The sequence below is a fragment of the Sphingobium sp. MI1205 genome (assembly GCF_001563285.1).
Taxonomy (GTDB): domain Bacteria; phylum Pseudomonadota; class Alphaproteobacteria; order Sphingomonadales; family Sphingomonadaceae; genus Sphingobium.
The window spans coordinates 2,725,348-2,739,269 of the sequence record NZ_CP005188.1; the positions used below are offsets into that span (position 1 = coordinate 2,725,348).

General features: G+C 62.6%; 17 protein-coding genes. 4 read left to right on the plus strand and 13 right to left on the minus strand.

The genetic code is table 11. The features are described 5' to 3' along the window. The first annotated feature begins 20 nt into the window (after positions 1 to 20). On the plus strand, positions 21 to 1,196 hold the full coding sequence (gene hemW, locus K663_RS13440; RefSeq protein ID WP_062118490.1) for a radical SAM family heme chaperone HemW: 1,176 nt from the start codon (positions 21 to 23) through the stop codon (positions 1,194 to 1,196). A 19-nt stretch (positions 1,197 to 1,215) separates the two neighbouring features. Here the strand turns inward: hemW and grxD are convergent, their stop codons facing one another. The 8 genes from grxD to K663_RS13480 all read right to left on the minus strand — a co-directional run bounded on the left by grxD (position 1,216) and on the right by K663_RS13480 (position 6,534). Beyond that, positions 1,216 to 1,548: a Grx4 family monothiol glutaredoxin gene (gene grxD / locus K663_RS13445; RefSeq protein ID WP_062118492.1), complete on the minus strand. Its 333-nt coding sequence runs from the start codon at positions 1,546 to 1,548 to the stop codon at positions 1,216 to 1,218. 62 nt (positions 1,549 to 1,610) lie between these two features. Further along, complete coding sequence (locus tag K663_RS13450) at positions 1,611 to 1,844, minus strand: BolA family protein (protein WP_062118496.1); 234 nt, start codon at positions 1,842 to 1,844, stop codon at positions 1,611 to 1,613. 18 nt (positions 1,845 to 1,862) lie between these two features. After that, positions 1,863 to 2,186: a DUF1476 domain-containing protein gene (locus K663_RS13455; protein ID WP_037467662.1), complete on the minus strand. Its 324-nt coding sequence runs from the start codon at positions 2,184 to 2,186 to the stop codon at positions 1,863 to 1,865. 57 nt (positions 2,187 to 2,243) lie between these two features. Next, a complete protein-coding gene (gene leuD, locus K663_RS13460; RefSeq protein ID WP_062118499.1) occupies positions 2,244 to 2,837 on the minus strand; it encodes a 3-isopropylmalate dehydratase small subunit in 594 nt (197 codons plus the stop codon). Between the two features lie 109 nt (positions 2,838 to 2,946). Beyond that, positions 2,947 to 4,401 (minus strand): 3-isopropylmalate dehydratase large subunit, encoded by a 1,455-nt coding sequence (leuC, locus tag K663_RS13465; RefSeq protein ID WP_062118502.1) that lies wholly within the window; start codon positions 4,399 to 4,401, stop codon positions 2,947 to 2,949. 96 nt (positions 4,402 to 4,497) lie between these two features. Beyond that, positions 4,498 to 5,184, minus strand: coding sequence for a glutathione S-transferase family protein (locus K663_RS13470; RefSeq protein WP_062118506.1), 687 nt, complete (start codon positions 5,182 to 5,184; stop codon positions 4,498 to 4,500). A gap of 165 nt (positions 5,185 to 5,349) precedes the next feature. Then, positions 5,350 to 5,553 carry a hypothetical protein gene (locus K663_RS13475; protein ID WP_062118509.1) on the minus strand — a complete coding sequence of 68 codons (204 nt, stop codon included), beginning with the start codon at positions 5,551 to 5,553 and terminating at the stop codon, positions 5,350 to 5,352. Between the two features lie 42 nt (positions 5,554 to 5,595). Next, a complete protein-coding gene (locus K663_RS13480; protein WP_062120929.1) occupies positions 5,596 to 6,534 on the minus strand; it encodes a right-handed parallel beta-helix repeat-containing protein in 939 nt (312 codons plus the stop codon). 190 nt (positions 6,535 to 6,724) lie between these two features. On the opposite strand from K663_RS13480, the gene K663_RS13485 reads away from it, so the two are divergent. Continuing rightward, entirely contained in the window at positions 6,725 to 8,200 is a 1,476-nt protein-coding gene (locus K663_RS13485) for an ABC transporter substrate-binding protein (RefSeq protein WP_062118512.1), read from the plus strand. 20 nt (positions 8,201 to 8,220) lie between these two features. Beyond that, positions 8,221 to 8,643 carry a DUF4112 domain-containing protein gene (locus tag K663_RS13490; protein WP_062118515.1) on the plus strand — a complete coding sequence of 141 codons (423 nt, stop codon included), beginning with the start codon at positions 8,221 to 8,223 and terminating at the stop codon, positions 8,641 to 8,643. Positions 8,644 to 8,662: 19 nt separating this feature from the next. Here the strand turns inward: K663_RS13490 and K663_RS13495 are convergent, their stop codons facing one another. The 4 genes from K663_RS13495 to K663_RS13510 all read right to left on the minus strand — a co-directional run bounded on the left by K663_RS13495 (position 8,663) and on the right by K663_RS13510 (position 12,246). After that, entirely contained in the window at positions 8,663 to 9,463 is an 801-nt protein-coding gene (locus K663_RS13495; protein ID WP_062118517.1) for a ribonuclease T2 family protein, read from the minus strand. Further along, the gene (nadC, locus tag K663_RS13500; protein ID WP_062118519.1) at positions 9,456 to 10,304 is read right to left on the minus strand and encodes a carboxylating nicotinate-nucleotide diphosphorylase; all 849 of its coding nucleotides are present in this window, start codon (positions 10,302 to 10,304) and stop codon (positions 9,456 to 9,458) included. Before nadC ends, K663_RS13495 begins: the two co-directional genes overlap by 8 nt. Before the next feature lie 4 nt (positions 10,305 to 10,308). After that, a complete protein-coding gene (gene nadA, locus K663_RS13505) occupies positions 10,309 to 11,295 on the minus strand; it encodes a quinolinate synthase NadA (RefSeq protein ID WP_062118522.1) in 987 nt (328 codons plus the stop codon). 72 nt (positions 11,296 to 11,367) lie between these two features. After that, entirely contained in the window at positions 11,368 to 12,246 is an 879-nt protein-coding gene (locus tag K663_RS13510; RefSeq protein ID WP_062118523.1) for an MBL fold metallo-hydrolase, read from the minus strand. A 160-nt stretch (positions 12,247 to 12,406) separates the two neighbouring features. On the opposite strand from K663_RS13510, the gene K663_RS13515 reads away from it, so the two are divergent. Beyond that, on the plus strand, positions 12,407 to 13,294 hold the full coding sequence (locus K663_RS13515; RefSeq protein ID WP_062118525.1) for a tyrosine recombinase XerC: 888 nt from the start codon (positions 12,407 to 12,409) through the stop codon (positions 13,292 to 13,294). Between the two features lie 16 nt (positions 13,295 to 13,310). On the opposite strand, the gene K663_RS13520 is transcribed toward K663_RS13515, so the two are convergent. Continuing rightward, entirely contained in the window at positions 13,311 to 13,910 is a 600-nt protein-coding gene (locus tag K663_RS13520; protein ID WP_062118527.1) for a DedA family protein, read from the minus strand. Between the last annotated feature and the right edge of the window lie 12 nt (positions 13,911 to 13,922).

Genomic DNA, 13,922 nt, shown 5'->3' on the forward strand with positions numbered 1-13,922 from the left:
GTCTAATGCGCCCCCCAGTCATGCCCCTGTCCCCACTCGATTCTACTGCGCTCGCGCAAGAACCCATGGCCTTATATGTGCACTGGCCATTTTGTGTTTCGAAATGTCCTTATTGCGATTTTAACAGCCACGTTCGCGCTGACATTGACACGGATGCGTGGCGTAGCGCCCTGCTGAACGACCTTGCCCATGAAGCGGCAATGAACCCTGGGCGTCCACTGTCGTCGATCTTTTTCGGCGGCGGCACGCCATCGCTCATGCCGCCCGCAATCGTCGCCAGCCTGATTGATGCCGCGTCAGGCTATTGGCAGCCGACGAGGGACATAGAGATCACGCTCGAGGCGAACCCCAGTTCGGTGGAGGCCGCACGCTTTGCCGATCTGGCAAGCGCGGGGGTGAACCGCGTTTCGCTCGGTATTCAGGCGCTCGACGATCAGGCATTGCATTTTCTGGGCAGGGCTCATGACGTTGCCGAGGGGCTCGCCGCACTCGATGTGGCGCAATCCGTCTTCGACCGCGTCAATTTCGACCTCATCTACGCCCGGCCGGATCAGAGCGAGGCGGCTTGGGAAGCAGAACTGGCCCAAGGCCTTTCCTTTGGCACCGATCACCTTTCCCTTTATCAGCTGACGATCGAACCAGGCACCCGGTTCGCTACCCTCGTGGCACAGGGCAAGATGACGCCCGCAGACCCCGACCATGCTGCAACGCTTTATGAACAAACTCAGGCCATGACTAGCACCGCTGGCCTGCCCGCATATGAGATCAGTAATCACGCGAGGCCGGGCCAGCAAAGCCGGCACAATCTCACTTACTGGCGCTACGGCACCTACGCCGGCGTGGGTCCTGGAGCGCATGGCCGTCGGGATGGCGTAGCGACACTGCGACACAAAAAGCCGGAAAACTGGATGAAGGCCGTCCACCGCAATGGCCATGGGCTGCAAAGCGAGGAACCGCTTGCTCCCGCCGACCGCGCTCGCGAGGCGCTGATCATGGGATTGCGCCTTGCCGAAGGGGTGGACCTTCGCAGGATTGCCGACATATCTGGGCTACAGCCCGATATGCTGCTCGATGACAAAGCGGTCGCTCGCCTCTCGGCATTGCAACTGGTAGAGCGGGATGGGCAACGTCTGTGCGTTACCCCGGCGGCAATGCTGCTGCTCGACGCCATATTGCCCGAGATCGTAAGCGTCTGACCCGGGGCAGGAACAGCCCTTAGCTCGCTGATGCGACGCCTTGGTCTGTCATCAACTGCTCCAACTCGCCCGCTTCATACATTTCCATCATGATGTCGCTGCCGCCCACAAATTCGCCCTTCACATAGAGCTGTGGAATGGTCGGCCAATCGGAAAAGCTCTTTATGCCCTGCCGCACCAACTGGTCCTGAAGCACATCGACGGTTTCATAGGCTACGCCGAGATGTTCGAGAATGGCGATCGCCCGGCTGGAAAACCCGCATTGGGGGAACAGCGGCGTCCCCTTCATGAAGAGCACCACATCATTGCTGTTCACGATATCGGCGATCCGCTGTTGCACGGCGTCGGTCATTGTCGGTCCATTCCTGTCGGGCGCCCGCAAGAAACCTTGGCGCGCATGAAATTTACAAGCCGTTAGTTGGGAACGGCAGTGGTCAGTTGCAAGGCGTGAAGCACGCCGCCCATCCGACCGCCCAGCGCGGCGTAAACCGCACGCTGCTGGGCTACCCGGCTCATGCCGCGAAAGCTTTCCGACACCACCCGCGCCGCATAATGATCGCCATCCCCGGCAAGATCGGTAATTTCGACCTGTGCATCGGGAATGGCCGCCCGAATCATATCCGCAATTTCATCGGCAGCCATGGGCATGGGAAAACGGGTCCTGTTTTACTGTGCTTCGATGAACTGTCGGCGGGCGATCACCTGCTGCTCTTCCAGCGCGGTGCGCACACCCGCCTCGTCTATATCGACGCCAGCCTGCGTCATGTCGCCCACCAGCTTGCGAATGACATCTTCATCACCCGCTTCCTCGAAATCCGCCTGTACCACCGCCTTCGCATAGGCATCGGTTTCTTCCGGCGTCAGGCCCATCTTCGCCGCGGCCCATTCGCCCAGCAGCCGGTTACGCCGCGCCTGGATGCGGAACTGCATCTCCTGGTCGCGGGCATACATATTTTCAAAGGCCTTTTCGCGATCGTCGAAAGTCGTCATGCTGATGCCCTGTTGAGATAAGCTGGAATATCTATCGAGATAGGAAGATTGCGACGGTTACGCAACGGCGGGAACGAGCCACGGTCGCAGCCCCGCGTCCTTCGCCTCGAACTGGCTGATCGTGTCCGCCTGCCCCAAAGTCAGTCCGATCTCGTCAAGGCCGCCCAGCAGGCAATGTTTGCGGAACGGGTCGATCTCGAACTCGAACCGATCCTGGAACTGCGTCGTGACGGTCTGTTGCTCCAGATCGACATGGATCGGGTCGGTCTTCGCGACCTCCATCAACCGATCAATGGCATCCTGCGGCAGGACGACCGTCAATATGCCGTTCTTGAACGCATTACCGGAAAAAATATCCGAAAAGCTGGGCGCGATCACGACCTTGATGCCCAGGTCAGCGAGCGCCCAGGCAGCATGTTCGCGGCTAGACCCACAACCGAAATTATCACCCGCAATCAGGATCGGGCTACCGGTATATTCCGGATCGTCAAAGACATTGCCGGGCTCCTTGCGCAGCACTTCGAACGCGCCCTTGCCGAGGCCAGCGCGTGAAATCGTCTTGAGCCAATGCGCCGGGATGACGATGTCCGTATCGACATTCTTCATCCCGAACGGATAGGCCCGGCCGTCAACGATAGTCAGCTTTTCCATCAATTCGCCTGCTTGCTCTCCAGGCTGCGCGTATCTTCCGCGCGGCCGAGTGTCGCCGCCATTGCGGCACTGGCCAGCGCGCCGAGCGCCAGCAGCCAGAACACCTTCTTCATGCGACGACCTCCCCCTGTTTTTCTTTCAGCAATTCCCGCACGTCAGTCAGGCGCCCGGTGATGGCGGCGGCGGCGGCCATGGCCGGAGAAACGAGATGCGTCCGCGACCCCGGACCCTGACGGCCCATGAAGTTGCGGTTGCTGGTGGAGGCGCAGCGCTCGCCAGCAGGCACCTTGTCCGGGTTCATGCCCAGACATGCTGAACAGCCCGGCTCGCGCCATTCAAAGCCCGCATCCTTGAATATGCGGTCCAGCCCCTCGGCCTCGGCCTGCTGCTTGACCAGTCCCGAACCCGGCACAACCAGTGCCTGCTTGATCCCACTGGCGATGTGACGCCCCTTAAGCAGGGCGGCGGCGGCGCGCAGATCCTCGATGCGGCTGTTGGTGCAACTGCCGATGAAGATGTGCTCAACCGACACATCCTCCATCCGCTGCCCGGCGGAAAGGCCCATATAGTCGAGCGACTTTTGCGCGGCGGCACGCTTGGACGGATCGGCAAAGCTGTCCGGGCTGGGGACAGCCCCCGTGACCGGCACGACATCCTCGGGGCTGGTGCCCCAGGTGACGTTGGGCACAATGTCGGCAGCGTCGATGACGACCGTCTTGTCGAACTGCGCTCCTTCATCGGTGACGAGCGTCCGCCAATAGGCGACCGCCGCGTCCCAAGCCGCGCCCTGGGGCGCCATCGGACGTCCCTTGAGATAGGCGATGGTCTTTTCATCTGGCGCGAAAAGGCCCGAACGGGCCCCCGCCTCGATCGACATGTTGGCAACGGTCAGGCGACCTTCGATCGACATGTCGCGGAAAACCGACCCGCGATACTCCATGACATAGCCGGTGCCGCCCGCCGTGCCGATGCGCCCGCAGATCGCCAGGGCCACATCCTTGGGCGTGACACCAAAGCCCAGTTCACCTTCGACCACGACCTCCATGGTCTTCGACTGCTTCAACATGAGCGTCTGGGTGGCCAGCACATGCTCGACTTCCGATGTGCCGATGCCAAAGGCCAGCGCGCCCAGTGCGCCATGCGAGCTGGTATGACTGTCGCCGCATACCAGCGTCGTTCCCGGCAGGGTGAAGCCCTGCTCCGGCCCGACCACATGGACGATGCCCTGTTCCAGGTCTGCGTCGCCGATCAGGCGAACGCCAAATTCCGGGGCGTTCCGCTCCAGCGCCGCAAGCTGCTGCGCGCTTTCAGGATCGGCGATGGGAATGCGGCGTCCCTCCGCGTCCCGGCGGGGGGTGGTCGGCAGATTATGATCCGGTACCGCAAGCGTCAGATCGGGACGGCGCACGGGACGGCCAGCCAACCGGAGCCCTTCGAAAGCCTGGGGGCTCGTCACCTCATGAACGAGATGACGATCGATGTAGATGAGGCAGGTTCCATCAGGACGGCGTTCAACGACATGCGCGTCCCAGATTTTTTCGTACAGCGTGCGGGGCTTGACCATAGTCATTTCCCCCTAGACCCAGTCGGGGCATGGCGAAAGGGGGAATGAGGTCAATATTTCCAGTTCCAGCCAATAGCGCAGCTGTTTCACGCGGCTTCAGCTTGCCCGATCGTCCTGGATGATGCGCCCCGCCGCCCCCACCTCGGCCTCATGGCTTTCTTCGCGCCAGGTTTCGGCCAGTGCGGCAGCCTCCCACTCCTGCATTGCCGGCTGGGCCAGCATATGATCGACCCACCGCCGCGCCACAGGTCCGACATCCAGACCATAGGTCCGCACCCGAAAGGCAACGGGCGCGTAAAAGGCATCGATGGCAGTGAAGGCGGATCCCGCCAGAAATGGCCCTCCGAATCGCTTCAATCCCTCGCCCCACAGTTCCGCGAGGCGCGCTATGTCCCGGTTGAGGCGCGGCGAGGGCATGACACGCTCAACGCGCACACCGACATTCATCGGACACTCATTGCGCAGCGTTGAAAATCCGCTGTGCATTTCCGCGACGGCACATTGGGCAAAGGCGCGCGCACCTTCCTCTTTCGGCCATATGCCAGCATGACGATCGGCCAGGTAAAGCGTGATGCCAAGAGAGTCCCAGACAGTTTGCGCCCCGTCAATCAGCACCGGCACCTGCCCTGTGGGAGAGAAACTGCGGAATTCGGCATAGTTGACGCTCTGCGCGAAGGGCTCAAGCCGGTCCGCGAACGAAATGCCCAGCGCCTTCATCAGCACCCAGGGACGAAGCGACCAGCTGGAATAATTCCGGTTTGCGGTGATGAGGGTGTAGGACATCAATGCTCTCCCGCGCGGCGTTTCGCAAACAATACAGGTACGCCCGCGCGCCGAAAAGTTGGAAAGGACCGGACAGCCAGCCGCGAGCCACTCCGTCGCCGCATCGTCAGTATCGAAATGGCCTTCCAATCTCTGCACCCCCTCCTCATAGAAGGAGCGCCCCGTTCAATCCCCCTGCAAATCCAGCCAGGCGACCACATCATTCTCGGTCGCGATGAACAGTCCTTCCTGGATTTCCTGCGACTGTTGCCCAGCCATAAGGATGGCCTGGCTTAGCGGGCCGTAAAAAAGTGTGGTCGCCGCCCCTCCTTCGCCGGAATCGCTCAAATGATAGAGGCGGACGGTGGCGGAATCATAAGTGGTGCGCATCACGCCATTATCGGCGGGCGTGCCGGAGCGTGCAAGCCGGGGTCAGCGGCGATCGACCGGCTTGATGCCGCTAGCCAAACGATTCGCGCCGATCTTCACGGCGTCGCCCGTGAAATTGGCCACGAAGCTGCTGCTGCGTTGCAGGCCGGGGACAAAAGACGCGCTGTTGCCCGCAATCGACAGGCCCGCGCTGTCATGCTCCCGCCCTTCCGGCGCGACGGTGATGAAGGCGCTGTAATTATCCTTGTTCCGGCCCTGCACCATTTCATTGCGGCTGATCTCGCCGCTGGCGCCGTTTGACAGGTCGATCATATAGTTGGTCAGTCGGCCGCCGCTGTCGTCGAAACTATTGTCCGTGATGATGATGCGCGGCGTCCGGGTCTTGAGGTAATGACCGCCATCACCCAGGTCGAAGCGCGACCGGGTGACGGTGAGTTTGCCGTAACGACCGATATAGATGCCGTGGGCGCAATCCAGGTCCCGGTCGCAGCGGCCAAGATGGCGGAACGTGGACTTATCGATGGTGACGCTGCTACCCGGCGCATCGCCGCTCAAAATCCCTTCCTCGCTGTTGCGGAAGAGGCTGTTGGTGACGGTCAGATCGCCGCTTTCCAGGCGAATGCCCGCGCCATTGCCATCGGGAACGCGCAAGTTCTGGAATATGATACCATCGACGCTGCTCGACCGGCCGCGCAGCACCAGCGCCGCCTTGTCCTCACAGGGCACACCATCGAGGATCACGCTGCCGGGCGTCTGAGCGCGGTAGACAATATCCCCACCCTCCTGCACCGCGCATTGCGCATAGGTGCCGGGCGCGATTACCACTGTGCCTTTGCCATTGCCGATCGCTGCCACCGCGTCCTTGAGCGAGGCATAGCCGCGCCCGCTTTCGGCTATGGTGAAGGGCGTCGGCGTGCCCTGCGCCAAAGCGGCCGCTCCGGCGGCGGCAAAGACGAGCAATGTTGTGGATAGGATTCGCATATCGAAAGTCATAGGCTCGAGCTACCAAACGGCAATGCGGGCTCATGGTTAACAAAATCCCATTCCGGGATCGGAAGAGTTCGTCCGGCGGGATCGGGCGACGAAAAAACCGGTCCCGGATCACAAAGGAGGCGATGTCTGACGTAAATGCTTCAACTTGGACGAGACAGACTCTAAGCCTGTTGAACGCATGACCGTAGCTGCCCCCCTGCTCCGATCGATTGCCGTCCTGATGGGCGCCGTTGCGCTGCTTGCTGGCTGTTCGCGGGAAGCGAGCGGGCCAGTGGTGGTCAGCGTCGTTGGATCTCCTGCCGATTTCACCAAGCCGCTGGAAAATCTACCCGATCCCGGCGCGAAGCTGATCCTTGAGGCGACGGCGCAGGGGCTGGTCGCATTCGATGCAAGCGGCGAGATATTGCCCGCGCTCGCCCAGCGCTGGATCGTGGGTGAGGACGGGCGCAGCTACATCTTCCGGCTGCGGCGGGCGCAATGGCCCGATGGCGAGAGGGTGGCGGCGAAGGATGTCGCTCGCCTGCTGATGGCGCGAATCGAATCGCTGCGGCGGCTGGATCCCGAAGGGCCGCTCGACGCCGTGGAAGCCGTGGTGCCGATGACAGGCGAAGTCATCGAAATCCGGCTGGCAGCACCGCGCCCCTATCTGTTGCAGATGCTGGCACAGCCGCAGATGGCGCTGCTGTCACGCGAAGGGGGCACAGGCCCCTACCGCCGCGAACGCTGGGGCAAGGCGCTGATACTGACCCCGGTGGACCAACCAGATGACGGCGAGGATGAACCGCCAGCAAGCGCTTGGGAAACGCGCATCCTGCGGGCGGAACGGGCAGCATTGGCCGTCATCCGTTTCCGGGAGGGCAAGGCGGCGATCGTGTTGGGCGGGCGCTTCGCTGATCTGCCGTTGCTGGTGCCCGCCGGAGTTGATCGTAATGCGGTCCAGATCGATCCGGTACAGGGACTGCTCGGACTGGCGGTAACGGGTCAAGGCAAGCTGCTGGACGATGACGGCGTGCGACAGGCGATCAACATGGCGATCGATCGTAAGCAATTGCCCATCCTTTTCCCCTTGGGCGGCTGGGCAACCACCGAGCAGATCGTACCCGCGCAGCTGGATTTGCCGCGACCACCCACCGCACCCGGCTGGTCGGACATGACGATGGATGATCGGCGTGCGCAGGCGGCTGCGGCGATAACGCGCTGGCGCAGCGACAATGGCGATCCCCCGGTGCTACGCGTCGCATTGCCAGACGGGCCGGGCGCCACCACGCTGTTCGGGCTGATCCGGCATGATCTGGGCCTGATCGGCCTGCGGGTAGAGCGAGTGGCGATGAAGGATGACGCGGACCTGCGGCTGATCGACGATGTAGCGGCCTATGACAGCGCGCTCTGGTATCTTGGGCGGGTCAGCTGCGCGCGAAAAGTGCATTGCTCGGCCCAGGCGGAGGCGCAAATGCAGGCGGCGAGCATGGCCAGCAGCGCGTCGGAGCGTTTGGCGCGCGTGGCGGAGGCAGAGGCGCTGATGCAAGCCCATAACGGCTATATCGCGCTGGGCTCGCCCGTGCGATGGTCGCTCGTGTCCCGGCGGCTCACGGGTTTCATGCCATCCCCCCGGGCGCGACACCCATTGAACCATCTGTTCCGCAGCCCCAATTAGGATCTATTGGAGGAGCAGCAATGGCGCTTTCGCAAGACCAGTTTGACCGGATGGTACGCGACATGCCCGGCTTTGGCCGCGACCCCGCATCGGTGCGGCGGCGGATCGAGGCTATGGAAGCCTTGTTGGAGGGGCTGTTCGTCATCCCCGGCACCAACCGGCGCGTGGGGCTGGACAGCCTGGTCGGCCTGATCCCGGTCGTGGGTGATTTGGCCACTGCGGCGATGGGCGCGTGGATCGTGTGGGAAGCCCGAAACCTGGGCATGTCAAAATGGCAATTGACGCGCATGGCGGCGAATGTGGGTTTCGACACGGTCGTCGGCGCGATTCCCTTTGCCGGGGATGTTTTCGATTTTCTGTTCAAATCCAACACCAAGAACCTGCGCCTCATTCGCAGGCATCTGGACAGGCATCATCCCTCAACGGCCACGATCGACCTATAGCCGGGCCCATATCGCCGATTCAGTTGGCTGGCGCCTGCGCATTGGGGTCCAGGTCAAGGATCAGCGCTGGACGACGCGGCGGCGTCGATCCGGGCCTTTTCGTGCGTGGCATGGCCGGCCCCGGTTCGATACGGAGACGGCTGGTGGCTTTCGCGCCTCGCTGGTGAGCGGGGCAGCGAGCAAACTCCATCGCCCGATCCATGCAAATCCAGATTTCCTTCAGGCGGTTAGCGCGCGCCGTTTGCACCCGGATCATCTCTGGCTTCAGACGCGAATTTACGCGGGCGAAGGCCGCGACAAAGTCAGCTACCGTAAGGGTGCCGCGCCGCGCCAGGGCGTTCATGTCGGGATAGCGGATTGATCCGTAAAGGGCGCGGGCAAGATCAAAATATAGTTCCGGCCTTGTCGCCATGCAGCTGCCATGCTTGGCCCATTCATGCTGGAGCAGCTGGACCGACGGCGTCGTACAGAGATTTTCCCGGATAAGCTTTCGGGGAAGGAGCTTGGCGGGGCGGCAATATTGCGGCCATTCAGCCCCCGCTCCTTCGGGCCATAGACCGTGCAGGACGAAACCGAAACGGCCGCTGCGGCCGCCACATTGGAAGGCGCTGTCTGCGCCCCGCGCCGTCGCACAATATTGGGGCGACCAGCTCAGGGCGAGCGTATAGCCGCCTATGGGAAGAAAACGGCGCGGCTCACTGGCGCTCGCAGTGTCCAGGCGAGGCTGGGGAAACTGTGCGGGAGGGCTGCACGAAGCCGCCTGCGCCAGAGCCGTACCGGGCGCGACCAACAACAGGAGCGCCGCGATCTTTTCAAGCAAAGGCAAAGTCCAGGCCGATATCGGCGGCGGGGGCGGACTGGGTCAGCCGTCCCACGCTGATAAAGGTGACGCCGGTTTCCGCCTTCGCGCGGATCGTCTGGAGCGTGACGCCGCCAGATGCTTCGGTAGGAACGCGCCCCCCGACCAGCGTGACCGCGCCGCGCAATGTGGGTGCATCCATATTATCGAGCAGCAGGTGGGTCGCCCCGGCCGCAAGCGCGGGCTCGATCTGATCGACGCGATCGACCTCCACGATGATCCGCTCGATCCCCGCCGCAGCGGCGCGGTGGACTGCCTCCTCAACGGATCCCGCGACGGCGACGTGATTGTCCTTGATCATCGCCGCGTCCCACAGCCCCATGCGATGGTTGGTCGCGCCGCCCATACGCGTGGCATATTTCTCCAGCACGCGAAGCCCGGGAATAGTCTTGCGGGTATCAAGCAGCGTAGCGCCGGTGCCCATGATCGCGTCCACATAAGCGCGCGTCATGGTGGCAATGCCGGTCAGATGCTGGACGGTGTTGAGGGCGGATCGCTCCGCCGTCAGCATCGCGCGCGCCTTGCCCCGAATGCGCATGATGTCAGTGCCTGGTCCCACGCGGTCGCCATCCTGCTGGAGCAGTTCAATCTCCACATCCGCATCGAGCGCGCGGAAAAAAGCGGCGGCAATCGGAAGCCCGGCGAGCGTTACAGCGTCGCGACTGTCCATGACCCCGTCGAAGATCGCATCCTGCGGAATCACCGCTTCGCTGGTGACGTCGCGACCTTCCGGACCAAGATCCTCTGCGAGCGTGGAAGCGATGAAGGCGTCGAGATCGAAGCCGGGGAGCGTAAAAGTCATGTCGTCAGCGATTCCCCACGTCGCCCTTGCCCACCGTGCCGCTGGCCATCTCCAACATGCGGTCCAGGCTCTTGCGGGCACCAAGGCGCAGATTCTCATCCATCTCGATGCGCGGCTGTAGATCGCGGAGCGCCAGATAGAGCTTCTCCATCGTGTTGAGCGCCATGTACGGACAGACATTGCAGTTGCAATTCCCGTCCGCGCCGGGTGCGCCGATGAAGCTCTTGTCGGGCACCGCCTTCTGCATCTGGTGGATGATATGCGGTTCGGTGGCGACGATCAGCGTGTCGCCGGTCATCGTCTTGGCATATTGCAGGATGCCGCTGGTCGATCCGACATAGTCCGCGTGATCGACGATATATGGCGGGCACTCGGGGTGAGCGGCGACAGGCGCGTCGGGATGCTCGGCCTTCAGCTTCAGCAGTTCGGTCTCGCTGAACGCCTCATGGACGATGCACACGCCAGGCCACAACAGCATGTCGCGGTCGAACTTGCGCATGAGGTAGCCGCCCAGATGCTTGTCGGGGCCGAAGATGATCTTCTGGTCCTTCGGGATCTGGCTCAGGATCGTTTCCGCCGACGATGATGTGACGATGATGTCGCTCAGCGCTTTCACTTCGGCCGAGCAGTTGATGTAGCTCAAGGCGATATGGTCGGGATGCGCTTCCCGGAATGCCTTGAACTGCGCGGGCGGGCAGCTGTCCTCCAGCGAGCAGCCGGCATCCATGTCCGGCAAGACGACGATCTTTTCAGGCGACAGGATCTTGGCGGTTTCAGCCATGAAGCGCACGCCGCAAAAGGCGATGACTTCCGCATCCGTCTCCGCCGCCTTGCGCGAAAGCTCCAGACTGTCGCCAACGAAGTCGGACAGGTCCTGGATTTCGGGCTTTTGATAATAATGGCCGAGGATGACGGCGTTGCGTTCCTTGCGCAGGCGGTCGATTTCCGCGCGCAGATCAACCCCCTGGGGGATTCCCGTGATGGCGTTCATTGTCCCTACTCCTCAAGGGCCTTGTTCAGCGCGCCCCTAGCGGGCGTTGGCCCGATTGGCCAGTATTTGATCCTAGCATAGCCGCCAGCGGCCATCCGCCATGGCGGTAGCGACACCTCGCCCGCCAAGGTCGATGAGATGCGCCAGCACCGAACGGCCCGCAGCAGGATGCAACCGCGCATCCACGCCCCGATACATTTCGGCCACCATCTCGGGGACTTCCGATGCACCATTACGCTCCAGGAAGCGCACGATCTGACCCTCACGCTGCTTGCGGTGTCCCATCATGCCGCGCACCAGCCGCCGGGGATTTTTGACCGCCTCGCCATGGGCAGGATAATAGACCGCGTCTTCTCGATCGAGCAGGCGCTGCATCGAGCGCATATAGTCAGCCATGTCGCCATCCGGGGGCGAGATGACGCTGGTGGACCAGCCCATGACATGATCGCCCGTAAAGAGCGCGTTCTCCTCAACCAGGGCGAAACAGAGATGGTTCGAGGTATGGCCGGGCGTGGCGACAGCTTCCAGCGTCCAGCCCTCCCCGGCCAACCGATCCCCATCGGCCATTATGCTGTCGGGGCTGTAGTGGATGTCGAACGCAGCGTCGGCGCGCGGCCCGTCATCCTCCAACGCCAACGGAGCGCAACCAATGACCGGCGCGCCTGTCCTGGCAGAGAGCGGCGCTGCCGCAGGACTGTGGTCACGATGCGTGTGGGTACAAAGGATCGCGCGCACCGGGCGGTCGCCTACGGCGGCAATCAGCGCGGCAAGATGATCCGCATCGTCCGGGCCGGGATCGACGACGGCGAGATCGCTGCCGCCTACGAGGTACGTTTGCGTGCCGGTATAGGTAAAGGGCGATGGGTTGGGCGCCAGCACGCGGCCTACCAGCGGTGAAATCTGCAGCAATGCGCCAGTGGGCATGTCGGCTGTGTCGGAAGCGGAGGCCATGCGCCTCATGTGCCCATTTAGCGGGGATTTTCAAGGGCGCGGTGATGAGGGATTCCGTTTGGGGGAAGGCTGCCCTAATATCCCCACTTCCGTTCGTGCGGGGTGAGTAGATTGGCAGGCGGTCGCGAGGATCGCCGCGAACGGGCGTTGGGAGTGCAAGTTGCGAGATCTGGTGGAAGCATGGCGGCATCATCTGACGCTCGACCGCCGACGCTCAACGCATACGGTACGCGCCTATATGGCGACGGCCGAGCGGCTGATCGCGTTTCTTGAAGAGCATCGCGGCGGCCCGGTGAGCGCAGCGACACTGGCGACGATCGAGCAAGCCGACCTTCGCGCTTTTTTGACGGTGCGACGGATGGACGGGATCGGCAATGGGTCTGCGGCGCGGGAGCTATCGGCCGTGCGGGGCTTTCTGAAATTCACTGGCGGCGAAGACGCGCGCGTGCCGTTGCTGAAGGGGCCGAGGGTAAAGCGCGGGTTGCCGCGACCTGTGTCACCCGACGAAGCGGTCGCGCTGGCCGCGGATATTGCGGAATCCGCGCGAGAAGGGTGGATCGGCGCACGCGACTGGGCGGTGCTGCTGTTGTTGTACGGCGCTGGATTGCGGATTGGTGAGGCGATGGCGCTGACCGGCGACGTCATGCCGCTAGGCGAAACGCTGCGCGTGACGGGCAAGCGGGGGAAAACGCGGATCGTGCCGCTGCTGCCGCAGGTGCGGGAAGCCATCGAAAAATATGTTGCGGCATGCCCCCATCCGCTGGAGCAGCGCCAGCCACTGTTCCGTGGCGCGCGGGGCGGGCCATTGTCGGCTGCGATCATCCGGCGGGCAGTGCAGGGCGCCCGGGGCAGGCTGGGACTGTCGGATCGAACGACCCCCCACGCGCTGCGACACAGTTTCGCGACGCATCTGCTCGGACGCGGGGCGGACTTACGCTCGCTTCAGGAACTGCTGGGGCATGCCAGCCTGTCGTCCACGCAAATTTATACCCAGGTGGATGCGGCACATCTGCTGGACGTGTATCGGAACGCACATCCGCGCGCCTGATCGCATCGTATGACGATCAGCCCCTGGGCTTCCACGTGGCAAGACGCCAGAGGTAAAGGGCGATTGCTCCTACAACGCAGGCGGTCGCAACTGGCCCCACATATTTGTCAATGTCGCGGAAATTCTGGCCCAGAAGAAATCCCGCATAGGCCAGGATGATATTCCAGATCAGCGCCCCACCCGCCGTCCAGGCCAAAAACTTGAAATGGCCCATGCGGAACAGCCCTGCCGGCAGCGAAATCATGGTGCGGAAGGCGGGCAGGAAGCGGAAGACGAAGACGACGATCTGGCCATATTTCCCGAATATATGGTCCAGCGCCTCCACATCCCTCCATTCCAGTGTCGCCCAACGGCCATAACGATCGACCAATGGCTTCAAGCGATGAAATCCCAGGACATGACCCACCAGATACCAGAAATAATTGCCGACGGTCGTGCCGAGCGTCCCCGCCAGCAGCAGCCACTCCATCGACATCCGGCCTTGCCCAACCCGGATGCCGCCAATCCCCATGATCAGTTCCGATGGTATCGGCGGAAAGACATTTTCTATCACCATCAGGGCAAAAATACCCCAATAGCCGCCCGCGTCGATCAGGTGGAGAACCCAGTCGGTCACTTGCGCCTCGCT